This window comes from Mycobacterium sp. NGS50 (assembly GCF_059812545.1).
In genome coordinates, this window is sequence record NZ_JCALCW010000009.1 from 61,447 (window position 1) to 87,128 (window position 25,682).

Sequence of the window (25,682 nt, forward strand, 5' to 3'; positions counted from 1 at the left end):
GCTGCTCTGGGAGAATGGTCGATGTGAACGTGATGGCCCGCATCGATCTGCGCGGCAGCGCCCTGTCCGCCGCCGGGCTGCGGGCGGCTCTGCCGCGCGGCGGTGTCGACGTCGAGGCGGTGCTGCCCAGGGTCCGCCCGATCGTGGAGGCGGTGGCCGAACGCGGTGCGCAGGCCGCACTGGACTACGGGGAATCGTTCGACGGGGTGCGGCCGGCGGCCGTGCGGGTGCCCGCCGACGAGCTGGTCAGAGCCCTTGATGAGCTTGACGCGGCGGTGCGGACGGCGCTGCAGGTCGCCATCGAGCGGGCCCGCGCCGTGCACGCCGATCAGCGGCGCACCGACACCACCACCCTGCTGGGGCCCGGCGCGACCGTCACCGAGCGCTGGGTCCCCGTCGAGCGTGTCGGGCTGTACGTGCCCGGCGGCAATGCGGTGTACCCGTCGAGCGTGGTGATGAACGTCGTTCCGGCTCAAACCGCGGGCGTGGACTCTCTGGTGGTGGCCAGCCCGCCGCAGGCCGACGTGCAGGGCCGGTTTCACGGCTTGCCGCACCCGACGATCCTGGCGGCCGCCGCGCTGCTGGGCGTCGACGAGGTGTGGGCGGTCGGCGGTGCGCAGGCGGTGGCGCTGCTGGCCTACGGCGGCGTCGACACCGATCAGGCCGAGCTGGTGCCCGTCGACATGATCACCGGGCCCGGCAACATCTACGTCACCGCCGCCAAGCGGCTGTGCCGTTCGCAGGTCGGCATCGACGCCGAGGCCGGGCCCACCGAGATCGCTATCCTCGCCGACCACACCGCCGACCCGGCGCACCTGGCCGCCGACCTGATCAGCCAGGCCGAGCACGACGAAATGGCCGCCAGCGTGCTGGTCACCGCCAGCGCCGAGCTGGCCGATGCCACCGACCGCGAGGTGGCGGCCCAGCTGCAGACCACGGTGCACCGCCAGCGGGTGACCGCCGCGCTGAGCGGACGGCAATCGGCGATCGTGCTCGTCGACGACCTCGACGCCGGCATCCGCGCGGTCAACGCCTACGCCGCCGAACATTTGGAGATCCAGACCACCGATGCGGCCGCGGTGGCGGCCCGCATCCGTTCGGCCGGGGCGATCTTCGTCGGCCCGTATGCGCCGGTCAGCCTCGGCGACTACTGCGCGGGCTCCAACCACGTACTGCCCACCGCGGGCAGCGCACGGCACTCCAGCGGGTTGTCGGTGCAGACGTTCCTGCGTGGCATCCACGTCGTGGACTACACCGAGGCCGCCCTGAAAGACGTTGCCGGGCACGCGATCACCCTCGCCAAGGCCGAAGACCTGCCCGCACACGGAGAAGCGGTACGTCGGAGGTTCGAACCGTGATCGCCAGCGAGCAGGCGCCGGGTCAGGAGATCACCCTGGCGGATCTGCCGTTGCGCGAGGACCTGCGCGGCAAATCGCCCTACGGCGCCCCGCAGTTGGTGGTTCCGGTGCGGCTGAACACCAATGAGAACCCGCACCCGCCCACGCCGGCCCTCATCGAGGACGTCGCACGCTCGGTGCGTGACGCCGCTACCGAGCTGCACCGCTACCCCGACCGGGACGCGGTGGCGCTGCGCAGCGATCTGGCCCGCTACCTCAGCGTGCAAACCGGTGTCACGGTCACCGTCGACAACGTATGGGCGGCCAACGGATCCAACGAGATCCTGCAGCAGCTCCTGCAGGCGTTCGGCGGTCCCGGCCGCTCGGCGATCGGATTCGTTCCGTCGTATTCGATGCACCCGATCATCGCCGACGGCACTCAGACCCAATGGCTGGAGGCGAGCCGCGCCGACGACTTCGGATTGGACACCGCGGTCGCGGTCGCCGCCGTCGCCGACCGGAAACCCGACGTGGTGTTCGTCGCAAGCCCGAACAATCCGTCTGGGCAGAGCATTTCACTCGACGATCTGCGCAGTCTGCTCGATGTCGCTCCCGGGATCGTGATCGTCGACGAAGCCTACGGCGAATTCTCCTCACAGCCCAGCGCGATCGCACTGATCGCCGACTACCCGAGGAAACTGATCGTCACCCGCACGATGAGCAAGGCTTTCGCGTTCGCCGGCGGCCGGCTCGGGTACTTGATCGCCGCGCCGGCGGTGATCGACGCGATGCTGCTGGTGCGGCTGCCCTATCACCTGTCGGCGGTCACCCAGGCAGCGGCGTGCGCCGCGCTGCGGCACGCCGATGACACCCTGGGCAGCGTCGCAAAGCTCATCGCCGAGCGCGACAGGGTCTCAACGACGCTGACCGACATGGGATTTCGGGTGATCCCCAGCGACGCTAATTTCGTGCTGTTCGGCCGGTTCACCGATGCGCCCGCAACCTGGCAGCGCTACCTGGATGCCGGCATCCTGATCCGCGATGTGGGCATCCCCGGGTACCTGCGGGCCACCACCGGATTGCCCGAGGAGAACGACGCGCTGCTCGCCGCGAGTGAACGGCTCGCGGCCACCGAACTCGACCAATCACCCGTGGGGATCGCACGCGCGGCGCAGCCGGGCCCAGCAGGTCCCCACCAACAACGAGGAGCCCCATGACCCGCCGCGCCCGGGTGGAACGCACCACCCGTGAATCCGAGATCGTGGTCGAACTCGACCTCGACGGCACCGGTGTCGTCGACATCGAAACCGGGGTCCCGTTCTACGACCACATGCTCACCGCGCTGGGGAGCCACGCCAGCTTCGACCTGACCGTGCGGGCCCGCGGCGACGTCGAGATCGAGGCGCACCACACCATCGAGGACACCGCGATCGTGCTCGGCCAGGCGCTGGGCGAGGCGCTCGGCGACAAAAAGGGCATCCGCCGGTTCGGCGACGCCTTCATTCCGATGGACGAGACGCTGGCGCACGCCGTCGTGGACGTCTCCGGACGTGCCTATTGTGTGCACACCGGGGAGCCGGACCACTTGCAGCACACCACGATCGCCGGTTCCCAGGTGCCGTACCACACCGTCATCAACCGGCACGTGTTCGAGACACTGGCCGCCAACGCCCGTATCGCGTTGCACGTGCGGGTGCTCTACGGTCGCGACCCGCACCACATCACCGAGGCCCAGTACAAGGCGGTGGCACGGGCGCTGCGGCACGCCGTCGAGCCCGATCCGCGGGTGTCCGGGGTGCCGTCCACCAAAGGCGCCTTGTGACGGCGAAAGTCGTTGTGCTCGACTATGGTTCGGGAAACCTGAGGTCGGCGCAACGTGCGCTCGAGCGGGTCGGTGCGGATACCGAGGTAACCTCCGACGCCCACGCGGCCATGCACGCCGACGGGCTGATGGTACCGGGCGTCGGCGCCTTTGCGGCCTGCATGGCCGGTCTGCGGGCCATCGGCGGTGAGCAGATCATCGCCGAGCGGATCGCGCACCGGCGGCCTGTGCTCGGCGTGTGTGTCGGCATGCAGATCCTGTTCGCGCACGGCATCGAATTCGGCGTCGACGCCGCCGGATGTGGGCAGTGGCCGGGCGCGGTGACCCGGCTGGACGCCCCGGTGATCCCGCACATGGGCTGGAATGTCGTGGCCGCCGCGCCGGGCAGCGCCCTGTTCGACGGCCTGGACCCGGCCACCCGGTTCTATTTCGTGCACTCCTACGCCGCGCAACGATGGGACGGCGTCTCCGACGCACAGCTGACCTGGGCGACGCACCACGTGCCGTTTCTGGCCGCGGTCGAGGACGGGCCGCTGGCCGCCACCCAATTCCATCCCGAGAAAAGCGGGGATGCCGGAGCAACACTGCTGGACAACTGGGTCCGCGGTCTGTGAGTTAGGGTCTGTCTACGTGTCATTGATACTTCTTCCCGCCGTCGACGTGGTCGACGGCCGTGCGGTCCGCCTGGTCCAGGGCAAGGCGGGCAGCGAGACCGAATACGGCTCCGCGCTGGAAGCCGCCCTGGGCTGGCAGCGCGACGGTGCCGAATGGATCCATCTGGTCGACCTGGACGCCGCCTTCGGCCGCGGGTCGAACCGGGATTTGCTGGCCGAGGTGGTCGGACAGCTCGACGTGCAGGTCGAACTGTCCGGAGGGATCCGCGACGACGACTCGCTGGCCGCAGCGCTGGGGACCGGGTGCCGGCGAGTGAACCTGGGCACCGCGGCCTTGGAGAACCCGCAGTGGTGTGCCCGCGCGATCGCCGAGCACGGCGACAAGGTTGCGGTCGGTCTGGACGTGCAGATCATCGACGGCGAGCACCGGTTGCGCGGCCGCGGCTGGGAAACCGACGGCGGCGACCTGTGGCCTGTGTTGGAACGCCTTGATGCAGAAGGGTGTTCGCGGTTCGTGGTGACCGACGTGACCAAGGACGGCACCCTGGGCGGCCCCAACCTGGATCTGCTGGGCCAGGTGGCCGAGTGCACCGACGCCCCGGTGATCGCCTCGGGCGGGGTGTCCAGTCTCGATGATCTGCGCGCCATCGCCACCCTGCTGGACGCCGGGGTGGAGGGCGCCATCGTCGGCAAGGCGCTCTACGCCGGGCGCTTCACGCTGCCGCAGGCCCTGGCCGCGGTGCGGGAGTAAGGGACGGCCGTGGCGCTGGACTCGGCGGACCTGGCGGGACTGGTCGCAGAAGCATCGGTGATCCTGGACACCGCCGCCGCGCCGTTCCTGGCCGGGCACCGCGCCGAGTCTGCGGTCGCCAAGTTGGGCAACGACTTCGCTACCGCGGTCGACCTGGCCATCGAGCGACAGGTCGTCGACGCCCTGGTGGCCGCGACCGGGATCGGTGTGCACGGCGAGGAATTCGGCGGCCCTCCGGTGGATTCGCCGCTGGTGTGGGTGCTCGACCCGATCGACGGAACGGTCAACTACGCGGCGGGATCGCGGGTCGCGGCGATCCTGTTGGGTCTGCTGCGCGACGGTGAACCGGTGGCCGGCCTGACCTGGATGCCGTTCACCGGCCAGCGCTACACCGCGGTCGCGGGCGGGCCGCTGATGTGCAACGGGGTGCCGCGCTCCGCGCTGGAGCCCACCGTGCTGGGCGAATCCATCGTCGGCTTCGGCACATTCAACGTGGAGTGGCGGGGACGTTTTCCCGGTCGCTGGCGGTTGGCGGTGCTGGAGAACCTGAGCCGGGTGTCGTCGCGAATCCGGATGCACGGCGCTATCGGCGTCGACCTGGCCTACGTCGCCGACGGAATCCTGGGTGGGGCGATCAGTTTCGGCGACCATATCTGGGACCACGCGGCCGGGGTGGCACTGGTGCAAGCCGCCGGAGGCGTCGTCACCGACCTGTCCGGCGCGCCATGGACCACCGCGTCGCGTTCCGCGTTGGCCGCCGCACCCGGCGTCCACACCCAGCTGCTCGAGATCCTGCACAGCACCGGTGAACCGGAGGACTACTGAGATGAAAACCGCGAGCGACGTTGCGGTCCGGGTGATCCCATGCCTGGATGTGGACGCCGGCCGGGTGGTCAAGGGCGTCAACTTCGAGAACCTGCGCGACGCCGGCGACCCGGTCGAGTTGGCCGCCGCCTACGACGCCGAAGGCGCCGACGAGCTGACGTTCCTCGACGTGACCGCGTCCTCGTCGGGACGCGACACCATGCTCGAAGTGGTCCGCCAGACCGCCGAGCAGGTGTTCATCCCGCTCACCGTCGGCGGCGGGGTGCGCGCGGTCGAGGACGTCGACGTGCTGCTGCGCGCCGGGGCGGACAAGGTCTCGGTGAACACCGCCGCGATCGCCCGGCCCGAGCTGCTGGAGGAGATGGCCCGCCAATTCGGCTCGCAGTGCATCGTCTTATCGGTGGACGCCCGCACGGTGCCGGCCGGGTCATCACCCACCCCGTCCGGCTGGGAGGTCACCACCCACGGGGGGCGCCGCGGCACCGGCATCGACGCGGTGGAATGGGCGGTGCGCGGCGCCGAGCTCGGGGTGGGCGAGATCCTGCTGAACTCGATGGACGCCGACGGCACCAAGGCCGGCTTCGACCTGCCGATGCTGCGCGCGGTCCGGGCCGCCGTCAGCGTGCCGGTGATCGCGAGCGGCGGTGCGGGGGCCACCGATCATTTCGCCCCGGCGGTGCACGCCGGCGCCGACGCGGTGTTGGCGGCCAGCGTGTTCCACTTCCGGGAACTGACCATCGGGCAGGTCAAAGCGGCGATGGCCGCCGAGGGGATCGTGGTCCGATGAGCACCCTTGGCTCACCCAACGTGCACTCAGTGCGAAATATCAGGGGATATCTCGACCTGAATGCACGTTCGGCGCGGAGTGTGGTCCGATGACACTGGATCCCGATATCGCGGCACGGCTCAAGCGCAACACCGACGGACTGTTCACCGCGGTGGTGCAGGAGCGGGGCAGCGGCGACGTGCTGATGGTTGCCTGGATGGACGATGCGGCCCTGGCCCGCACGCTGGAAACCCGTGAGGCAACCTATTTTTCGCGATCCCGCGGCGAGCAGTGGGTCAAGGGCGCGACCTCGGGGCACACCCAGTACGTGCATTCGGTGCGACTGGACTGCGACGGTGACGCGGTATTGCTGGAGGTCGACCAGGTCGGGGGAGCCTGCCACACCGGCGATCACAGCTGCTTCGATGCCGACGTGCTGTTGGGGCCGGTGGACTGACCCGCCGCGGGCTAGGACGGCCAGGGGACCCGGGTCGGGGCCAAGTGCGGTTCGCCGCGGGGACCGGGCAGGCGGCCCCAGCAGTCGGTCTGCGCAGCACTGACCGCGCAGGCGAATGGGCCACCCACCGCGATCTGCGACACCCCGGTCAAACCCGGGACGGTAACCGCCGCGGGATGCGGAGTGGTGGTGCCATCCCCGAGCTGCCCCGAACTGTTGTCGCCGACGCAGACCGCGCTGCCGGCCGTGATGCCACAGACCACCGCCTTGCTCAGCATGCGCTGGCCGTCGACGTGCGTCGCGTTGCCGCCCAGTGCCATCGCGTCAACCCGGCCGAAGCCGGGAACCGCGACCGGCGCCGGATGCGGCACGGGAGGATCGGGGTTCTCGCCGAGCAGGCCGGACGAGTTTCCCCAGCAGTACAAGGTGTCGTCACTGATCGCACAGGTGCTCGTGGAGGTGGTCTGCACCGCGGTCACCCGGCCGAGCCCGGGCACCGCGGCCGGGGTGCCGCGACGTTCCGTCGTGCCGTCGCCGAGCTGACCGTAGCGGTTGTTGCCCCAGCACCACGCAGAGCCATCGGCGACCGCGCACACCGTTCCGAGACCAACCGAGACCGCGGTCGCTGCCGGCACCCCGGGAACCTTCACCGGTCGGCTGCTGGCGTCGGTGCTGCCGTTGCCCAGCTGCCCTACCTGGTTATTGCCCCAGCAGTAGATCTCGCCGGAGCTGACCGCACAGACCGTGCCCCAATCGACGGCGGCGGCCGTGACGCTGACCAGCCCTTCGACCTTCTGCGGATCTTGGACGCTGGATGTGCCGGTGCTGCCGTTGCCCAGCGCACCGTCGTCGTTGCCGCCCCAGCAGTACAGCTCCCCGCGGCTGACCGCGCAGCTGGTCAGGCCATCGGTGGCGACGGAGTCGACGCTGGTCAGCCCCGGGATCGCGGTCGGCTGCTCGCTGCCCGCGGTGCCCCAGCAGTAGGCGGTGCCGCTGTCACCGGCGGCGCACACCGCACCGGTTCCGGCGCTGAGACCACGGACCTGCACTTTTGCCGGCTGCGCGGCCGACGAAACCGCGCCGGGCGGGTGGACCGGCGGGTCGCGATGAACAAGGCGGTATCCGACGACGGCCGCCAGTGCCAGCGCCACCACCGCCACGGCTGCGATGAGTGCGACAGGCACCCGTCGGGCTCGGGCATCGACCGGAGGCGCGAAGTTCTGTGACACCGGCACCTCGGGGGAGGCAGGATACCCGTGGTCTTGTCGAGCCACGGTCTGCGCGAGGTGGATGTCGCCCGGGGCGGGCCGGGATCCCGACACCGCGCTGCGCAGGGCCGCTGCGAAGTCGCGGGTGGTGGCAAACCGCTGCTCGGGTGCCTTCGCCAGCGCGCGCGACAAGGCTGTGTCCAGGGGTGCGAGCACGGTAGAGACGTCCCGCAGCAACGGGATTGGGCCGTTGATGTGCTGCATCATCACCGCGCCGGGGCTGTCGGCGGAAAACGGTGGTCGCCCGGTGAGCAGCTGATAGGCGGTGCACGCCAGTGCGTACTGGTCGGATTGCGGGACCGCCCCGTTCCCGGTCAGGGTCTCCGGCGGGGCGTAGGACAGGGTGCCGATGAAGGCGTTGGTTGCGGTCAGTTGGGTGCCGTCCAACAGGCGGGCAATCCCGAAATCGAGCACCGTGACCCGCCCGAGAGCGCCGTCGGGGGTGCGGGCGGCCACCACGTTGGCCGGCTTGATATCCCGGTGGATCACCCCGCGGCTGTGTGCGTAGTCGAGGGCGTCGGCGACCTGCTCCACGATGACGGCCACTTCATCAGCGGGCAGCGCACCGCATTTGGTGAGATCCTGACCTTCGAGGTAGTTCATGGTGAACCACGGTGTGCCGTCGGTGATGCCGTAGCCGTACACCGTGACGATGCCGGGATGGTCCAGCGCCGCGGCGGTCCGTGCCTCGTTGGTGAACCGTCGGGCGAATTCGCTGTCGGCCGCGTGGATCGACACCATCTTGAGCGCTTCCAGGCGCCCGAGCAGGAGGTGTTCGGCGAGCCACACCTGGCCCATACCGCCTTCGCCGAGCTTCCTGAGGATGCGATAGCCCGCGAACTCATCCCCGGCGCTGAGCGTGGCCACCGCTGCCCTCCCGTTGCGCCGGCACCGCCGGCCGGATCAGGTCGAGTGTATTTGTCCGGGTGCGCGGTTCGGCGCGCCTTTCACACCGGTTGCCGATCACGCGCATCAACCGGTGCGTCTCCGCCCCCGAGACGGCCTCGTAACCAGTACGCTCGAATCGTGCAGCGTCGAATCATGGGGATCGAGACAGAGTTCGGTGTCACCTGCACCTTCCATGGGCACCGCCGGCTGTCCCCGGACGAGGTGGCCCGCTATCTGTTCCGCCGGGTGGTGTCGTGGGGTCGCAGTTCCAACGTCTTCCTGCGTAATGGCGCTCGGTTGTACCTCGACGTGGGTTCCCACCCCGAGTACGCCACCGCCGAATGCGACAGCCTGGTCCAGCTGGTCACCCACGACCGGGCCGGGGAGCGGGTGCTGGAGGACCTGCTGGTCGACGCCGAGCAGCGGCTCACCGATGAGGGCATCGGCGGCGACATCTACCTGTTCAAGAACAACACCGACTCGGCGGGCAACTCCTACGGCTGCCACGAGAATTACCTGATCGTGCGGGCCGGGGAGTTCTCCCGCATCTCCGACGTGCTGCTGCCGTTCCTGGTCACCCGCCAGCTGATCTGCGGTGCCGGCAAGGTGCTGCAGACCCCCAAGGCCGCGACGTTCTGCCTGAGCCAGCGCGCCGAGCACATTTGGGAAGGGGTCTCGTCGGCCACCACCCGATCCCGCCCGATCATCAACACCCGCGACGAACCGCACGCAGACGCCGAGAAGTATCGCCGTCTGCACGTGATCGTCGGCGACTCCAACATGTCCGAGACCACCACCATGCTCAAGGTGGGGACCGCGGCCCTGGTGTTGGAGATGATCGAATCCGGTGTGGCGTTCCGCGACTTCTCGCTGGACAACCCGATCCGCGCGATTCGTGAGGTCAGCCACGATCTGACCGGCCGCCGCCCGGTCCGGCTGGCCGGCGGCCGGCAGGCCAGCGCCCTGGACATCCAGCGCGAGTACTACAGCCGCGCCGTCGAACACCTGCAGACCCGGGAATCCAACCCGCAGCTCGAAGCGGTCGTCGACCTGTGGGGCCGCCAGCTCGACGCGGTGGAAAGCCAGGACTTCGCCAAGGTGGACACCGAGATCGACTGGGTGATCAAACGCAAGCTGTTCCAGCGCTACCAGGACCGCTACAACATGGAGCTGTCCGACCCCAAGATCGCCCAGCTCGACCTGGCGTACCACGACATCAAACGCGGCCGCGGGGTGTTCGACCTGTTGCAGCGCAAGGGCCTGGCGGCCCGTGTCACCACCGACGAGGACGTCGACGCCGCCGTGGACACCCCGCCGCAGACCACCCGGGCCAAGCTGCGCGGCGAGTTCATCAGCGCCGCGCAGGACGCCGGCCGCGACTTCACCGTCGACTGGGTGCATCTCAAGCTCAACGATCAGGCGCAGCGCACGGTGCTGTGCAAAGACCCGTTCCGGTCGGTGGATGAGCGGGTCAAACGGCTGATCGCCAGCATGTAGCGCCTATCCTGCTTCCCGTGGCGACGTCGAAGATCGAACGGCTGATGAACCTGGTCATCGCCTTGCTGTCCACCCGCAGCTACCTCAGCGCCGAGAAGATCCGGGCCACCGTGGTCGGATACGGCGACAAATCCTCCGACGATGCCTTCTCGCGGATGTTCGAACGGGATAAGAGCGAACTGCGCGACCTCGGCGTACCGCTGGAGACCGGGAAGGTATCGGCGTTCGACACCCTCGAGGGTTACCGCATCAATCCGGAGGCCTACGCGCTGCCTCCGGTTGACCTCAGCCGCGACGAGGCGGCCGCGGTGGCTGTCGCCGTGCAGCTGTGGCAGTCGCCGGAGCTGCGCGCCAACACCCAGGGTGCGGTGGCCAAACTGCAGGCCGCCGGCGTCGATGTGGATCCCGACCGTGCCGAGGTGCTGGTGGCCCCACCGGCGGCGCTACCCGGCTTCCATCAGGCCGAGCCGGCGCTGGGTGCGCTCATGGATGCCATCCAGACAGGGCAGGCCGTGCAATTCGGCCACCGCCCGTCGCCGGTCCAGCCCTACCTCACCCGCACCGTCGAGCCGTGGGGAGTCGTCACCCACGGCGGCCGGTGGTATCTGGTCGGCCATGACCGCGACCGCGACGCGGTACGCACCTTCCGGCTGCTGCGCATCGCCGACGACGTCACGCCGATCGGGCCGCCGGGAGTGGTCAGCCGCCCCGAGACCGCGGACCTGCGGCAGATCGTCGCCGATGCGGTCGGTGAGTCCCCGAGCGGGGCCCAGGCTCGGATCTGGGTCGCCGATGGCCGTGCGGTGGCGCTGCGCCGGACCGGCACCGTGGTGTCGCGCGACATCGTCGCCGGCCGTGACGGGGACGTCCTCGCCGTCGACATCGGCACGGTGGACCGGTTGGCGCGCGAAATCGCCGGTTACGCGGCCGATGCCGTCGTTCTGGACCCGCCGTCGCTGCGCGACGCGGTGATGGCTCGGTTCGCCGCGCAGATCGGACCGGTGTCGGCATGACTCAACTTCAGAATCGGCTGGTCCGGCTGCTGAACATGGTGCCGTACCTGTTGGCTCGTCCCGGCATCACCAAGGAGCAGGCCGCCGCCGAACTCGGGGTGAGCCTGGCCCAGCTGCAGGCCGATCTGGAGCAGTTGGCGGTGTGCGGATTGCCCGGCTACGGGCCCGGCGACCTGATCGACGTGACGTTCTACGAAGACCGCATCGACGTCTACGAGTCCGCGGGGGTGGATCGGCCGCTGCGGCTGACCTCGCCGGAGGCGACGGCGATGCTGATGGCGCTGCGCGCGTTGGTGGCCATGCCCGGGATCGTCGACCCGCAGGCCGCCCGCAGTGCGATCGCCAAGATCGAGGACGCCGCCGGCACGGCGGCGCACGCAGCGACGGTATCGGTGACGAGCGAAAACCCCGCTGCGGAGGCGGTCCGCGACGCGGTGAAACGACACCGCGCGCTGCGCATCGACTACTACTCCGCCTCGCGGGACACCTTGTCGCACCGGGTGGTCGACCCGATCCGGGTGGTGCTGATCGGCAACCACAGCTACCTGGAGGCCTGGAGTCGGGAATCCGACGGCATGCGGTTGTTCCGGTTCGATCGCATCGACGGTGCCGAGATACTCGACGAGCCGTCGGCGCCGCCGCAACCTGCGTCGACGGAACCGGACACCTCGCTGTTCGACGCCGACCCGTCGCTGCCGGTCGCCACCCTACGGCTGGCGCCGTCTGCCGCCTGGATGTTCGAGTACTACCCGATGCGGCTGGTCAGCGAGCTGCCGGACGGCTATCGGCAGGCCGAGATGACCTACGCCTCAGACGACTGGATGACGCGACTCCTGCTGGGCCTGGGCGCCGAGGCGCAGGTGCTCGCGCCGGAGTCGCTGGCCGCGCGGGTGCGTGCCGCCGCGGCCGCCGCGCTGACCGTCTACCAGGCCCAATAGCCGCCGGCCCGATCGCCCACGCCGCAAGCGCACGTTCGGTGAAGGTCCGATACGGCTGCGGTAGCATCGAAAGCAACGTCTGGAGGTATCCGAAGTGGGCAGTCTGAGTCCGTGGCACTGGGCGATCCTGCTGGTCGTGGTGGTCGTGCTGTTCGGCGCAAAGAGGCTTCCCGATGCGGCGCGCTCGCTCGGCAAGTCGTTGCGAATCTTCAAGTCCGAGGTCCGTGAACTGCAGAGCGAAGGCAAACCGGATTCATCCGCGGCGCCCACCGCAGTACAGTCCGAGCGCGTCGACCCGCCCGCCGACCCGCGGTCGGTCTAGTCTGTCGTCACCACAGCGCCCGAGCGCCAGCTGATCGTGCGCACCACCAGCGTTTTCAAGCGGCTCGACCCTCGCCAACGGCGCAGCCGCACCAATCCCGACGGGACGATGTCCCTCGTCGATCACCTGCGTGAACTACGCACCCGCCTGCTGATCTCGCTGGCCGCGATCGCGCTGACCACCATCTTCGGGTTCACCTGGTACTCGCACGGTTTCCTGGGGGTGGAAAGCCTCGGGGAGTGGCTGCGCCACCCGTACTGCAGCCTGCCGGATTCGGCGCGCGCCCAAATCGGCGCCGACGGCCAATGCCGACTGCTGGCCACCGGGCCGTTCGACCAGTTCATGCTGCGGCTCAAGGTCGGTTTGACCGCCGGCGTGGTGCTGGCCTGCCCGATGTGGTTCTACCAGCTGTGGGCCTTCATCACGCCGGGGCTGTACCGCAAGGAGCGCCGGTTCGCGGTGGTGTTCGTGGTGGCCGCCGCGTTCCTGTTCGTGGCCGGGGCGGTGATGGCCTACCTGGTGCTGTCCAAGGCCTTGGGGTTCCTGCTGACCGTCGGTAGCGATGTGCAGGTGACCGCGCTGTCCGGCGAACGGTATTTCGGATTCCTGATCAACCTGCTGCTGGTGTTCGGGATCAGCTTCGAGTTCCCGCTGCTGATCGTCATGCTCAACATGGTCGGGTTGCTCAGCTACGCCCGGCTCGCGGCGTGGCGGCGCGGACTGATCTTCGCGGTGTTCGCGTTCGCGGCGGTCGCCACGCCGGGATCCGACCCGTTCTCGATGACCGCGTTGGGGCTGGCGCTGACCCTGCTGCTCGAATTCGCCATCCAGGTCGCTCGGCTGCACGACAAGCGCAAAGCCAAACGGGAGGCCGCCGACGCCATTCCCGACGACCAAGCCTCCGTCATCACCCCACCGTCGCTGATAACCGACGATGTCACCTAGCCCCGTTTCCCGCGAGCGTGCGCAGTTGCACGCAAATTGCCGCCGTGAGCCGTACAACTGCGCACGCTCGCGCACCGGGGCACCCGCGTGAGCGATACCGAGCTGGCCCGCTTCGCCGCCGAGTTGCCATTCCGGCTGGACGACTTTCAACAGCGCGGGTGTGCGGCCCTGGAAGCCGGTCGTGGTGTGCTGGTCTGCGCGCCGACCGGCGCCGGCAAGACCGTCGTCGGTGAATTCGCGGTACATCTGGCGCTGGCCGGCGGTGGCAAGTGCTTCTACACCACCCCGATCAAGGCGCTGAGCAACCAGAAGCACACCGACTTGGTGGCCCGCTACGGGCGGGACCGTATCGGGTTGCTGACCGGTGATCAGTCGGTCAATGCCGGCGCGCCGGTGGTGGTGATGACCACCGAGGTGCTGCGCAACATGCTCTACGCGGATTCTCCTGCACTGCAAGGCCTTTCCCATGTGGTGATGGACGAGGTGCATTTCCTTGCCGACCGGATGCGGGGCGCGGTGTGGGAGGAAGTCATCCTGCATCTGCCCGACGAGGTGCGGCTGGTCAGCTTGTCGGCGACGGTCAGCAACGCCGAGGAGTTCGGCGGTTGGATCCAGACGGTGCGCGGTGACACCAGCGTCGTCGTCGACGAGCACCGCCCGGTTCCGCTGTGGCAGCACATGCTGGTGGGCAAGCGGCTGTTCGACCTGTTCGACTATGACGCCGCGGGGGCCGCAGGCGCGCCGGGCTCGAACCGCAAGCCGGTCGTCGATCATGCGCTGCTGCGCCACATCGCGCACCGCCGCGAGGCCGACCGGCTGACCAACTGGCAACCGCGCGCGAACTCCCGCCGCAACGACTACGGCCGGCCCCGCATGTACCGGCCGCCGTCCCGCCCGGATGTGCTGGCCACGCTGGATGCCGGCGGGTTGTTGCCGGCCATCACCTTCGTGTTCTCCCGCGCCGGCTGCGACGCTGCCGTCAAGCAGTGCCTGCGCTCGCCGCTGCGGCTGACTACCGAAGACGAACGTGCCCGCATCGCCGAGATCATCGACCACCGCTGCGGCGACCTCGCCGACGCCGACCTGGCGGTGCTGGACTACTACGAATGGCGCGAGGGCCTCTTGCGGGGGCTGGCCGCGCACCACGCCGGTCTGCTGCCCGTCTTCCGGCACACCGTGGAAGAGCTGTTCACCGCGGGCCTGGTCAAGGCGGTGTTCGCCACCGAGACCCTGGCGCTGGGCATCAACATGCCGGCGCGCACCGTGGTCCTGGAGCGCCTGGTGAAGTTCAACGGCGAGCAGCACGCCGCGCTGACGCCGGGGGAGTACACCCAGTTGACCGGTCGTGCCGGCCGGCGCGGCATCGATGTCGAGGGGCACGCGGTGGTGCTGTGGCATCCCAGCGATGCCACCACCGACCCGGCTGAGGTGGCCGGGCTGGCGTCGACCCGCACCTTCCCGCTGCGCAGCTCGTTCGCGCCGTCGTACAACATGACGATCAACCTGGTGCACCAGATGGGGCCGGAGCAGGCGCACCAGCTGCTGGAGCAGTCCTTCGCCCAGTACCAGGCCGATCAGTCGGTGGTCGGGCTGGTCCGCGGCGCCGAGCGTGGCGAGACGATGCTCGACGAGATCGCCGCCGAGCTGGGTGGCCGCGAGTCGCCGATCCTCGAATACGCCCGACTGCGCGCCGCCGTGTCGGAGATGGAACGCACGCAGGCCCGCGCATCGCGGCTGGAGCGTCGCCAGGCGGCCAACAACGCGCTGGCAGCGCTGCGTCGCGGCGACATCATCGACATCACCCACGGCCGCCACGGCGGGCTGGCGGTGGTGCTCGAATCCGCGCACGACAGCGCCGATCCGCGGCCGCTGGTGCTCACCGAACACCGTTGGGCCGGGCGGATCTCGTCGGCCGATTACCCCGGGTCCGCGGGGCCGGTCGGGTCGATGCAGCTGCCCAAACGGGTCGAGCACCGCCAGCCCAAGGTTCGCCGCGATGTGGCGTCGGCGCTGCGGTCCGCGTCGGCCGGTCTGACGATCCCGGACCGGCGGAGCCGCAAAGCCGCCAACCGAGACGACGACGCGGTCGCCCCCGAGTTGCTCGCGCTGCGTCACCAGCTGCGGGCCCATCCGGCCCACCACGCACCCGACCGCGATGCCCAGGTGCGGATCGCGGAACGCTATCTGCGCATCGAACGCGACAACGCCCAGCTCCGGAAGAAGGCGGCCGCCGCCACCAACTCGTTGGCCCGCACCTTCGACCGGATCATCGGACTGCTCACCGAACGCGGCTTCATCCGCCATGAGGCCGCCGGCGACGGCGACGTCACCGTGACACCCGACGGTCTGCTGCTGGCCCGGATCTACAGCGAGAGCGATCTTCTGGTCGCCGAATGCCTGCGGACCGGGGCGTGGGCGGGATTGGGTCACGCCGAACTGGCCGCGGTGACCTCGGCGGTGCTCTTCGAATCTCGGGGCGGGGAGGGACCCGGTGGGATGTATGCCGCCGAGGCGCCCACCGCACCGCTGCGCCGGGCACTGCATCAGACCCGCCGGCTCTCCGAGCAGCTGCGTGCCCAGGAACAGCGGCACCGGATCAGTCCCAGCCGTGCACCCGACGATGGATTCGTCGCCGCGGTGTACCGCTGGGCCTGTACCGGTGATCTCAGCGCCGCGCTGGCCGCCTCCGATGCGGCCGGCAACGGATCGCCGCTGTCCGCGGGGGACTTCGTGCGCTGGTGCCGCCAGGTGTTGGATCTGCTGGACCAGATACGGGTCGCGGGGCCGGACCCCGGCCTGCGCGGCACCGCAAAACGTGCCATCGACGCGATTCGGTGCGGGGTTGTGGCTGTTGATGCCGGGTAGGCTGAATCGGACACGCTACGGTATAGCCGGCAATAGCAGCCATGGCGCGCGCCCGAGAGGACTGAGGAGTAACCGATGAGCGGACCGCAGGGATACGACCCGACGCAGTCGTGGCAGCCTCCGCAGCCAGGGCAGGGCGAGCAGGGCAGCGAGCAGTACCCGCCGGCCTGGCAGCAGCCGGTCACTCCCGAACAGCCCACCATGCAGACTGGTGGTGGCTGGCAGCAGCCCGCCTACGGGGCCCCGACGCAGTACGGGCAGCAGCCCACCACCGCTTACCAGGCGCCGACGCAGCAGTACGGGCAGCAGGGCGCGGCCGGATATGGTCAGCCGGCGCAATACGGGCAGCCGACCCAGTACGGCCAGCCCGTGCAGTACGGGCAGCAGGGGCAGTACGGCCAGTACCCGCAGCCTGGCCAGCCTGCCCAGTACTCGCCCTACGGCCAGCCCACGCCGGACCAAGGCCAAAAGGGCGGCAACAAGATGCTCGGCACGATCCTCGGCGTGGTCGGTGCACTGGTGGTGCTGATCGTGCTGGTCACCGGGTTCTGGCTGCCGGGCTTCTTCGTGACCACCAAACTTGATGTCAGCAAGGCGCAAGAGGGTGTCCAGCAGATCCTGAGCGACCAGACCAACGGCTACGGCGCGAAGAACGTCAAGGACGTCAAGTGCAACGACGGTGGCGACCCGGAGGTCAAGAAGGGCGGCACCTTCGACTGCGAGGTGAGCATCGATGGCACCAAGCGCAAGGTGACCGTCACCTTCCAGGACGACAAGGGCACCTACGAGGTCGGTCGGCCTAAGTAGCGGCCAGCGCTTTGTGTAGCCGAGTGATCGAGGATCCCACCCCGAGCTGAGTTCCCAGTTCGGTGGTGCGCTCGGCATCGGCCGCTGCGGTCGGTAGCGCATCGGTTGGTGTGGACAGGGTGACCGGAGCGTCGGTGGCGACCCGCACCACCGGACCCGCCGCCTGGATGTAGTCGGCGGCCGCCGCAAGTTTGGCCCGAACCCCTTTGGCGACAGTCGATTCGGGATTCTCAGCGGCAGCCAGGATGGCGGCCAGCGAACCGTGCCGCGCCAGCAGGCCGGCAGCGGTCTTCTCGCCGATGCCCGGAACCCCGGGCAACCCGTCGGATGGGTCACCGCGCAACAGCGCCAACTCCGCATAGCCGGCTCCGGCGCGCTCGGCCGGCACACCGTAGCGCTCGGCGACCTCGGCAGGGCCGAACAGCGTCGCCTTGGCCAGGCCCTGCCCCAAGTAGAACACCCGTACCGGGACCGGCTCGTCGGTCACCACCTGCAGCAGGTCACGGTCGCCGCTGACGACGATCACCGGGTCACGCCGCTCGGCCGCGGCCAGCGTGCCCAGCACGTCGTCGGCTTCGAACCCCGGCGCGCCGCCGGTGGCGATGCCGAACGCGTCCAGAATCTCCATGATCATGTCGACCTGGGGGGTCAGCTCGTCGGGCACCTCCTCGAGGTCGGGGGTGCCGTCGGGGTTCGCCTGCTCCACCCGATGCGCCTTGTACGACGGAATGCGGTCCACCCGGAACTGGGGGCGCCAGTCGAGGTCCAAACACACCACCAGCCGGTGCGGGCGGTGCTGGGTGACCAGGGTGGCCACCGAGTCCAGGAAACCGCGCACCGCGTTGACCGGCCGCCCGTCTGGGGCGGTGATCGATGACGGGATCCCGAAATAAGAGCGAAACCACATGCTGGCGCCGTCGAGGAGCATCAGGGGTGCGGGCATGGCTGCCATCTTCGCGCATCGACTCTGCGCCTACGGTGCGGGCCACTCGCACTTCGCCGCCCTACGCGCAGCGTCAACGCATCGGGGCGGGCCGCTAACGTGTCCGGTGTGACCTCCAGCAGATTCGACGCCGATGTCTACGCCCGCCGCCTGGCTGCGGCTGCGGCCGCCACCGCTGACGCCGGCCTGGCCGGCTTGATCGTCACACCCGGCTACGACCTGCGCTACCTGATCGGGTCGCGGGCACAGACCTTCGAGCGGCTCACCGCACTGGTGGTGCCGGCAGCCGGCACCCCGACCGTGGTGGTACCGAGGCTGGAGTTGGCCTCCCTCGCCGAGTCCGCGGCGGGGGAGCTGGGGCTGGCCGTGCGCGACTGGGTCGACGGCGACGACCCGTACCGCCTGGTCGTCGAGGAGCTGGGCGCAGGTTCGGCAACCGCGGTCACCGACGCCATGCCGGCGCTGCACCTGTTGCCGCTGACCGAAGCGCTGGGTGCACTGCCGGTGCTGGCCACCGACCTGCTGCGTGAGCTACGGATGATCAAGGATCCCAGCGAGATGGACGCACTACGCGAAGCGGGCGCGGCGATCGACCGGGTACACGCCCGGGTGCCCGATTTTCTGAAACCGGGGCGCACCGAAGCCGAGGTCGCCGCTGACATCGCTGAAGCCATTGTCGTAGAGGGGCATTCGGAGGTCTCGTTCATCATCGTCGGCTCCGGGCCGCACGGCGCCGACCCCCACCATGAGCACTCCGAGCGTGTCCTGCAGGCCGGCGACGTGGTGGTGATCGACATCGGAGGCTCCGTCGAGCCCGGGTACCACTCGGACTGCACCCGCACCTACAGCCTGGGTGAGCCGGATCCCGAGGTGGCCCGGCAATACGCCACCCTGCAGCGGGCCCAGCAGGCGGCGGTGGCGGCGGTGCGCCCGGGCATCACCGCCGAACACGTCGACCGGGTGGCGCGCGACATCCTGGCCGACGCCGGGCTGGCCGAGGTGTTCGTGCACCGCACCGGTCACGGCATCGGGGTCTCCGTGCACGAGGAGCCCTACATCGTTGCCGGTAACCAGACGGAGCTGCGAGCCGGGATGGCGTTTTCGGTTGAGCCGGGAATCTACTTTCCCGGCCGGTGGGGCGCCCGCATCGAGGACATCGTCGTGGTGACCGCAGACGGCTCGGTGTCGGTCAACAACCGGCCGCATGACCTGATTGTGGTACCCGCGCGGTAGCAACCCGCCACTCACATGGCGGAATCGGGTGAATTGCGTTCCGCCGCAGCCTCCGTAGTGTTCCTGGTCAAAGCGATCGGAGGGCAGCGTGGCGGACGAGGCGCTGGCGGTGGAACCCGCGGGCCTGGCAGTGGCGGCACAGCAGCTCGCTGCCCAAGCCGCGGCGCTGTGCGCCCCAGCCATCGCCGGCGAATCCACCGGTGAGCGTTCGGGGCTGGCCGCGGCTGGACTCAGCCGTGCCCTCGATTGCTATTGCCGCGCTGTCGCACAGCGGCTGTGGGAGGCATCGGCCGCGCTGGCCCGGGCCGCGGGCGGCTATGCCGCCATGGAGGCCGACACTGCCGGTGCGCTGAACATTGTTGCGCCATCGGGGTATCGGTAGGAAATGGCGGACCCGCCGCCCACGCGCGCACGCATCGAGGCCTGGGATCAGACGGCAGCCGGCCTCGCCACTGCTGCCGGTGAATGGCGGTACCGTGCCGATCAACTCGAGCTGGCCGCCGATCTGTATCTACGCCACAGCGCGACACCTGGCGGCAGCGCATGGGCCGGCAGGGCGGCGCGATCCGCGGCTGCGGACGCGGGCATCGCCCGCACCACCATCTACCGGGATACCGAGCATGCACGCCGGCTGGCCGAATTCGCCGACCGCGCGGCGGCGGGTCTGCGCTGGGGCCGTCAACGCAGCCTGGCGGCGATCGCCGCAGCCGAACACGACGGCTTCGCGGTCACCGACGATCTGTCCATCGCCGAACACCGCTGGTGCACAGCCGACGTCGACGGCACCCGGCTACGGTCTGCGCGCGCCCATCGCGAACAGATCGTGCACAGCGCCACCAGCCTGCAGTCCGAAGACGACCGCATCGCCGCGCAACTTCGTGCCGGACTCGCCGCGTTCACCGGCGGCCGGCCCGTCGACCAGTTCGCAGCGGATCAACGCCCGACGATCCCGGCGGCGCAGACCAGTTCCGCTGACGTGCATGCGTGGTGGGTCTCGTTGACACCGCAGCAGCGAATGCTTCTGGTTGCCGAGCATCCGCCAGAATTGGGTAATCTCAACGGGATTCCAGCCGAAACCCGCAACCGGGTCAACCTGGCGGTAATGCAGGACGACATCAGCCGTGTCGAGAACGGCTCGCGGAGCATTACGGAGAGCGACACCGTCCGCTACCGCAACGCGACAAGGACACGCGCCGGTCTGGAATCCGCGAGGCAAGACCACTGTCAGGCCCTGCTGTGGGCGTACGAGCCGGCGGCCTTCCGCGGAAAGGGCAGGGCCGCCATCAGCATCGGCGACCCCGATGAAGCGCAGGACATCTCCATCGTGGTCCCGGGCGTCGGCAGCAGCGTGGCTAAGGGCTGGCTGGCAGAGCACCGGGACGCCGTCAACCTCTACCAACAGAGCCGGATCGCCGATCCGAACCGCAGTACCGCGGTCATCGCCTGGATGGGGTATGACGCGCCCGACGGATTCCTGGACACCCGGCTCACCGAGCCGGGAGCCGCCCGTGACGGTGGGCAGGTGCTGGCCCGAGATGTCAATGGCCTCTGGACAACTCACCAAGGACAGACGCCGCAACACGTCACCGTCATCGGGCACTCCTACGGAGCGACGACCGTCGCCGACGCGTTCGCCCACAGCCGGATGCACGCCAACGACGCCATCCTGTTGGGCTGCCCTGGCACCGACATCGCGCGCAACATCCTTGACTTTCGTCTCGATGGCGGGCGGCTCTATGTCGGAGCCGCATCAACCGATCCGGTCAGCTGGATCGGGCAGAGCGACGGCATTGCCGGTGAACTGGTCAAAAGCCGCATCAGGCAGCATGGAATTCCGCTGCCGTTCGATGCGGGATTGGGCCGTGATCCAGCCGGACAGGGCTACGGCGCGGTCCGCTTCCACGCCGAGGTTCCCGGCGCGCAGCTGCCCAGCCTGACCGACCATGTGCGCTACTACCAGCTCGGCAGTGAGGCCCTGCGCAGCATGACCGACATCGTCACCGGCCACGCCGAGCGGTTGATGACCGACGGGCTGCTGGCGGAGGGGAGGCGCCAGCCGCACGTCGGGGTGCCGTCATCGGTTCAGCTTCCGGGCCTGCCACCGATCCCGTTACCGCACGTCGACATGCGAATCCCCGGAATCCCCGCCTACATCGACCCCGAAGGCGACCGGCATCAGGTCCGGGCCGACCACGCCTATTCGTGAGGCGGCGGTCAGCCCGCGCCGCGGTCCAGCAGATCCGAGGAGCCGAGCACCCGCTCGATCTGCACCTCGATAACCACCCGGCGCGGATTGACCCGCGGCGTGCGGTAGCGCTGGGCGTACCGCAATTCGGCGTCACGGACGGCATCGCCGTCGGTGTTCACGCCGGCCCGGCCCTCCAGCGACAGCCAGCGGGCGCCGTCAACCTGGCTGAGCACCGCGACCCCGCCGCGCTGGGCATTCAATGCCTTCTGGGAACCGCCGGTGGTGATCACCCGGGCGATATGCGTCTTGGGATCGAAGGTGAAACCGACCGCCACCACGTGCGGGGACCCGTCGTTGCGCAATGTGGTCAACATGGCCAAGTGGCGTTCGGTGAGGAACGCCAGCGCGTCGTTGGTCAGCCGGGTCGTCGCATTCGCCATCACCGCTCACGCTAGCGCAGGTCATAATCGCATCCGTGAACGACACGGGCAGCGGACCGATCGTGATTTTCGGTGGGCGCAGTGAGATCGGCGCCGAACTCGCCTGCCGCTTGGCCCGCGGCGCGACGGTGGTACTGGCCGCCCGCGGCGCCGACCGGCTCGACGAGCAGGTGCGCGCGGTGCGTGCGGCCGGCGCCGTAGCGGTGTACACGGTCGAGTTCGATGCCGACGCCCTCGACACACACGGCCCACTGGTCGCCGAATTGATCGCCGAGCATGGACCGATCGGAACCGCGGTGCTGGCGTTCGGGATTCTGGGCGATCAGGGCCGCGCCGAGGCCGATGCCGCCCATGCCGTGGCGGTGGTGCATACCGACTACGTCGCTCAGGTCAGTCTGCTCACTCACCTCGCCACGGCGATGCGCGCCGCCGGGCGCGGGTCGCTGGTCGTGTTCTCGTCGATCGCCGGGGTGCGGGTGCGGCGGGCCAACTACGTCTACGGCTCGGCCAAAGCCGGCCTCGACGGCTTCGCCAACGGGTTGGCCGACGCGCTGCACGGCAGCGGGGTGCGACTGCTGTTGGTGCGACCGGGTTTCGTCATCGGCCGGATGACCGCGGGGATGAAGCCGGCACCGCCGGCGAGCACCCCGGCCCAGGTGGCGACCGCGACCGCCCGCGCGCTCGTCCGCGGTCGCCGCACCGTCGCGGTTCCGTGGATGTTGCGGCCGATGTTCTTCGTGATGAAGCTGGTGCCGCAGTCCATCTGGCGCCGGATGCCGCGGTAACCGCGCGCTCGGCCAAAACGGGTAGCGCACTACCCGTGCGCGCCAGGACGTGGGGCCCATAGAGTGCGCCCCACTATGACCGCCGCGTTGGACTTCCTCACCGGTGTACTGCTGTCGGTGATCACGATCGCGATCTACCAGCTGCAGACCTGGCTCGAACGCTGAGTCCGGGTACCCCACCTGGTGGTTCAACCGCGAAACAGCACCTCACATGGCCATCGGGCGGCGTGTGAGAAGCACTGTTTCCTGGACAGCGCATACCGACTCGGGCGTAATATCCCACCCACATACGCGCCGTCCAGGAGGTTATGGGTCCGGTGCACAGGGATGCCGGGTCCGGATGGCCGATCGTGGCCCGCGACGACGAGTTCCGTCAGGCGCTGACGGCGCTCGACGAGACGGCGCATGTGCAGGGTGTGGTGCTGCTGGGTGCCAGCGGGGTCGGGAAATCGACCATGGCCCGAAACCTGGCCGCCGCCGTCAAATCACGGGGTCACACGGTGCGGTTCGTGCTGGGCACCGAAACCGGCCGCGAGGTGCCGTTGGGAGCCTTCTCACGCGCGGTCACCGTCGACGGCGAGGTGGCCAACGAACCCGTCGCGATGCTCGCCGCCGCCCACGCCACCCTGGATCGCGAGGAGAACCTGGTGGTTGTCGTCGACGACGCCCAACTCCTGGACCCGATCTCGGCCACCCTGGTGCATCAATTGGCCGACAGCGGAAGTGCGCGGCTCATCATGACCATCGACCGGGCAGACCCGGTACCCGACGCGGTCACCGCGCTGGTGAAGGAACGGCGGCTGCGCATCGTGCACATCGAGCCGTTCAACCGCGAGCAGACCGGAGAGCTGGCACGGGCCGTGCTCGGTGGCTCCGTCGAAGCCCGGCTGATCGATGAGCTGTTCCGCCGGACCGCGGGCAATCTCCTGCTGCTGCGCGGCTTGCTCAGCGCCGGCCGGGAAAGCGAAGTCCTGGTTCATACCGAACGCGGTTGGCAACTTCGCGGTCCGCTGCATCCCGACCGGGTCCTGTTCGACCTCCTCGCGTTCCGGTTACGCTCGCTTGCCCCAAAGGAACTGGAGGCCATCGAGATCCTGGCCGTCGGCGAGTTGCTGGATTGGGAGCTGCTGCGGGGCCTGTGTGACCCCGAGGCGGTGTCGGCGCTCGAACGCCGCGGGCTCATTCAACTGGTGGCGGACGGATCGGAGATGCTGGCCCGGCTGAACCACCCCGTCATCGGCGAGGCGGCGATCAGGCTGGCCGGGATCGTCAGGACGCGGGCACTCAACGGCATTCTGGCGCAGGCGCTTCAACGCCACCTGCAGGCAGGTGGCCGGCGCTCGCGCCTGCCCGACATTCGCGGCCAGATCCGCCTGGCGCAGTTGATGATGCACAGCGACTTGACCACGGACCTCGAGGTGATCGTCCGCGCCGCGACGAGTGCCATGGCCATGTCCGCACCCGGATACGGAGAAGAGCTGGCACGGTTCGCCTTCGACCGCGGCGGTGGGCTGCCCGCCGCGCTGGCACTCGCCGACGCGCTGAGCTGGCAGGGACGCGGAGCGGAGGCCGAGACGATCCTGACCGACGTCTGTACCGATGGTGTCGACCTGCTGCAGCTGGTGCGGTGGGGGTGTCTCCGCTCGGCGAACCTGTTCTGGGTCTGCGGCGAGGTCGCGCGTGCTCAACACGTCCTCGCCGACCTGAAGGCGCGGGTTGACTCCGGGCCGGGCGTCGCCCTGGTGACGGCGCTGGAGCTGTCGTTCTCGTATTTTGCCGGTGACGTCGCGGCGGCCCTGGAAATCGGCCCGCATCTGTGTGCACCGGATGTGCTGCCGATCGCGACGGTGTGGGCGGCGGTACCAACCGCTTGTGCGTTTGCGCTCGCCGGACGGTTCGACGACGTCGACCAGATCGCCGAGGCTGGGTTGAGGGCTGCGGCACTGAGTGATCCGGGGCCGCAGCGGTTCGCTATCGGGGTTGCGGAAGTGCTGGCGGCAACCGCCGGTGGCGATCAGCAGGCCGCCGAGCAGATCTGCGAACGCTATGCCGCGATGGCGGCCGGCGCGCCGGATGCAGACGCCATGGTCAACACGATCCGCGGATTGACGTACCTGGCGCACGGCGCACTCGGGTCAGCAAGTACCGCGTTCCATGACTCGATATCGAGTTTGTCGCAGGGATTTCCCTCACCATGGACGATGCTGGTCGCGGCCTGGTGCGCGCAGGCCGAAGGTGCGCGCGGAGACGCTGCCGCCGCCGCGGCTGCACTGCGCGCCTCCGAGGAAAGCTACGGGCCGCAAGTCGCGGTGTTCCTTCCCGAACTTGAGCTCGCCCGGGCCTGGGAACGGGCGTCGATCGGCGAAACCACCGCCGCCCGCCTGTACGCGACGCGCGCCGCGGGTACCGCACGGCGATCCGGGATGGCCGCCGTCGAATTGCGGGCTCTGCATTCGGGGGTCCGGTTCGGCGACCGCTCCCACGCCCCGCGACTCACCGAACTTGCAAACCAGCTGAACACCCCGTTGGCGCACGCTATCGCGCTGCATGCACGTGGATTGGCCGGCCACGACGGGGGATCGCTGGACGCCGCGGCCGATCGGTTCGCCGACCTCGGGTCGCTGGCGCTGGCCGCCGACGCCGCCGCACAGGCCGCGCGCGAGCATGCGCGCGCGAACGCCCGCGCAAAGCAGGTCGCCTCATCGAATCGCGCGCATCAGTTGGCAATGCAGGGTGAGGTACGAACTCCGGCAATCGTTGCGATGGCGCGGCCGCTGCCGATCTCCGATCGTGAGCGCGAGATCGCGATGCTGGTGGCCGCTGGACTGTCCAACCGGCAGATCGCCGACCGGCTGTCGGTGTCGGTGCGAACCGTAGACGGGCACCTCTATCGCATTTTCACCAAGCTCGATATCGCGCACCGCGATCAACTCGTCCGCCTGCTCACCGCGGATCGCCCGGGCGCGTAGGGCCGCTCA

The 25,682-nt window shown here is 69.3% G+C and carries 23 protein-coding genes; 20 read left to right on the forward strand and 3 right to left on the reverse strand.

Translation table 11 applies throughout. The features are described 5' to 3' along the window. Positions 1–29 precede the first annotated feature (29 nt). The 8 genes from hisD (at position 30) to hisI (ending at position 6,572) form a co-directional block, all read left to right on the forward strand. Positions 30–1,358 (forward strand): histidinol dehydrogenase, encoded by a 1,329-nt coding sequence (gene hisD, locus AC5Y36_RS08530; RefSeq protein ID WP_500040528.1) that lies wholly within the window; start codon positions 30–32, stop codon positions 1,356–1,358. After that, positions 1,358–2,554 (forward strand): histidinol-phosphate transaminase, encoded by a 1,197-nt coding sequence (locus AC5Y36_RS08535; RefSeq protein ID WP_500040529.1) that lies wholly within the window; start codon positions 1,358–1,360, stop codon positions 2,552–2,554. The genes hisD and AC5Y36_RS08535 overlap by 1 nt, the downstream gene beginning before the upstream one ends. After that, the gene (gene hisB / locus AC5Y36_RS08540) at positions 2,551–3,159 is read left to right on the forward strand and encodes an imidazoleglycerol-phosphate dehydratase HisB (RefSeq protein ID WP_500040436.1); all 609 of its coding nucleotides are present in this window, start codon (positions 2,551–2,553) and stop codon (positions 3,157–3,159) included. Before AC5Y36_RS08535 ends, hisB begins: the two co-directional genes overlap by 4 nt. Further along, positions 3,156–3,773, forward strand: a complete 618-nt coding sequence (hisH, locus tag AC5Y36_RS08545) for an imidazole glycerol phosphate synthase subunit HisH (protein ID WP_500040437.1) — start codon at positions 3,156–3,158, stop codon at positions 3,771–3,773. The genes hisB and hisH overlap by 4 nt, the downstream gene beginning before the upstream one ends. Before the next feature lie 16 nt (positions 3,774–3,789). After that, positions 3,790–4,524, forward strand: coding sequence for a bifunctional 1-(5-phosphoribosyl)-5-((5-phosphoribosylamino)methylideneamino)imidazole-4-carboxamide isomerase/phosphoribosylanthranilate isomerase PriA (gene priA, locus AC5Y36_RS08550; RefSeq protein WP_500040438.1), 735 nt, complete (start codon positions 3,790–3,792; stop codon positions 4,522–4,524). Positions 4,525–4,533: 9 nt separating this feature from the next. Then, positions 4,534–5,349, forward strand: a complete 816-nt coding sequence (locus AC5Y36_RS08555; RefSeq protein WP_500040439.1) for an inositol monophosphatase family protein — start codon at positions 4,534–4,536, stop codon at positions 5,347–5,349. 1 nt (position 5,350) lies between these two features. After that, the gene (hisF, locus tag AC5Y36_RS08560; RefSeq protein ID WP_500040440.1) at positions 5,351–6,136 is read left to right on the forward strand and encodes an imidazole glycerol phosphate synthase subunit HisF; all 786 of its coding nucleotides are present in this window, start codon (positions 5,351–5,353) and stop codon (positions 6,134–6,136) included. 88 nt (positions 6,137–6,224) lie between these two features. After that, positions 6,225–6,572, forward strand: a complete 348-nt coding sequence (gene hisI, locus AC5Y36_RS08565; RefSeq protein WP_500040441.1) for a phosphoribosyl-AMP cyclohydrolase — start codon at positions 6,225–6,227, stop codon at positions 6,570–6,572. A gap of 11 nt (positions 6,573–6,583) precedes the next feature. Here hisI and AC5Y36_RS08570 read toward each other — a convergent pair whose 3' ends face one another. After that, on the reverse strand, positions 6,584–8,707 hold the full coding sequence (locus tag AC5Y36_RS08570; RefSeq protein ID WP_500040442.1) for a protein kinase domain-containing protein: 2,124 nt from the start codon (positions 8,705–8,707) through the stop codon (positions 6,584–6,586). A gap of 159 nt (positions 8,708–8,866) precedes the next feature. Here AC5Y36_RS08570 and pafA point away from each other — a divergent pair, with 159 nt between their 5' ends. The 7 genes from pafA (at position 8,867) to AC5Y36_RS08605 (ending at position 17,115) form a co-directional block, all read left to right on the forward strand. Next, the gene (gene pafA / locus AC5Y36_RS08575; protein ID WP_500040443.1) at positions 8,867–10,225 is read left to right on the forward strand and encodes a Pup--protein ligase; all 1,359 of its coding nucleotides are present in this window, start codon (positions 8,867–8,869) and stop codon (positions 10,223–10,225) included. 17 nt (positions 10,226–10,242) lie between these two features. Continuing rightward, on the forward strand, positions 10,243–11,238 hold the full coding sequence (locus AC5Y36_RS08580) for a helix-turn-helix transcriptional regulator (protein WP_500040444.1): 996 nt from the start codon (positions 10,243–10,245) through the stop codon (positions 11,236–11,238). Then, positions 11,235–12,176, forward strand: coding sequence for a helix-turn-helix transcriptional regulator (locus tag AC5Y36_RS08585; protein WP_500040445.1), 942 nt, complete (start codon positions 11,235–11,237; stop codon positions 12,174–12,176). The genes AC5Y36_RS08580 and AC5Y36_RS08585 overlap by 4 nt, the downstream gene beginning before the upstream one ends. A 94-nt stretch (positions 12,177–12,270) precedes the next feature. Continuing rightward, complete coding sequence (tatA, locus tag AC5Y36_RS08590) at positions 12,271–12,498, forward strand: Sec-independent protein translocase subunit TatA (protein WP_500040446.1); 228 nt, start codon at positions 12,271–12,273, stop codon at positions 12,496–12,498. Positions 12,499–12,534: 36 nt separating this feature from the next. Beyond that, positions 12,535–13,443, forward strand: a complete 909-nt coding sequence (gene tatC, locus AC5Y36_RS08595) for a twin-arginine translocase subunit TatC (protein ID WP_500040447.1) — start codon at positions 12,535–12,537, stop codon at positions 13,441–13,443. Positions 13,444–13,530: 87 nt separating this feature from the next. After that, on the forward strand, positions 13,531–16,308 hold the full coding sequence (locus AC5Y36_RS08600) for a DEAD/DEAH box helicase (RefSeq protein ID WP_500040448.1): 2,778 nt from the start codon (positions 13,531–13,533) through the stop codon (positions 16,306–16,308). Between the two features lie 75 nt (positions 16,309–16,383). Further along, a complete protein-coding gene (locus AC5Y36_RS08605) occupies positions 16,384–17,115 on the forward strand; it encodes a DUF4333 domain-containing protein (protein WP_500040449.1) in 732 nt (243 codons plus the stop codon). On the opposite strand, the gene AC5Y36_RS08610 is transcribed toward AC5Y36_RS08605, so the two are convergent. Next, positions 17,108–18,058 (reverse strand): 5'-3' exonuclease, encoded by a 951-nt coding sequence (locus tag AC5Y36_RS08610; RefSeq protein ID WP_500040450.1) that lies wholly within the window; start codon positions 18,056–18,058, stop codon positions 17,108–17,110. The two genes, AC5Y36_RS08605 and AC5Y36_RS08610, sit on opposite strands and share 8 nt — an antisense overlap. A gap of 108 nt (positions 18,059–18,166) precedes the next feature. On the opposite strand from AC5Y36_RS08610, the gene AC5Y36_RS08615 reads away from it, so the two are divergent. The 3 genes from AC5Y36_RS08615 to AC5Y36_RS08625 all read left to right on the forward strand — a co-directional run bounded on the left by AC5Y36_RS08615 (position 18,167) and on the right by AC5Y36_RS08625 (position 21,497). Then, positions 18,167–19,291 (forward strand): M24 family metallopeptidase, encoded by a 1,125-nt coding sequence (locus AC5Y36_RS08615; RefSeq protein ID WP_500040451.1) that lies wholly within the window; start codon positions 18,167–18,169, stop codon positions 19,289–19,291. Between the two features lie 88 nt (positions 19,292–19,379). Next, positions 19,380–19,673, forward strand: coding sequence for a hypothetical protein (locus tag AC5Y36_RS08620; protein WP_500040452.1), 294 nt, complete (start codon positions 19,380–19,382; stop codon positions 19,671–19,673). Between the two features lie 3 nt (positions 19,674–19,676). Further along, entirely contained in the window at positions 19,677–21,497 is a 1,821-nt protein-coding gene (locus AC5Y36_RS08625; RefSeq protein ID WP_500040453.1) for an alpha/beta hydrolase, read from the forward strand. 8 nt (positions 21,498–21,505) lie between these two features. Here the strand turns inward: AC5Y36_RS08625 and AC5Y36_RS08630 are convergent, their stop codons facing one another. Then, positions 21,506–21,919: a F420-dependent biliverdin reductase gene (locus AC5Y36_RS08630; RefSeq protein ID WP_500040454.1), complete on the reverse strand. Its 414-nt coding sequence runs from the start codon at positions 21,917–21,919 to the stop codon at positions 21,506–21,508. Positions 21,920–21,954: 35 nt separating this feature from the next. Here AC5Y36_RS08630 and AC5Y36_RS08635 point away from each other — a divergent pair, with 35 nt between their 5' ends. After that, the gene (locus tag AC5Y36_RS08635) at positions 21,955–22,704 is read left to right on the forward strand and encodes an SDR family NAD(P)-dependent oxidoreductase (RefSeq protein WP_500040455.1); all 750 of its coding nucleotides are present in this window, start codon (positions 21,955–21,957) and stop codon (positions 22,702–22,704) included. A 308-nt stretch (positions 22,705–23,012) separates the two neighbouring features. After that, the gene (locus AC5Y36_RS08640) at positions 23,013–25,673 is read left to right on the forward strand and encodes a LuxR C-terminal-related transcriptional regulator (RefSeq protein WP_500040456.1); all 2,661 of its coding nucleotides are present in this window, start codon (positions 23,013–23,015) and stop codon (positions 25,671–25,673) included. Positions 25,674–25,682: the final 9 nt, after the last annotated feature.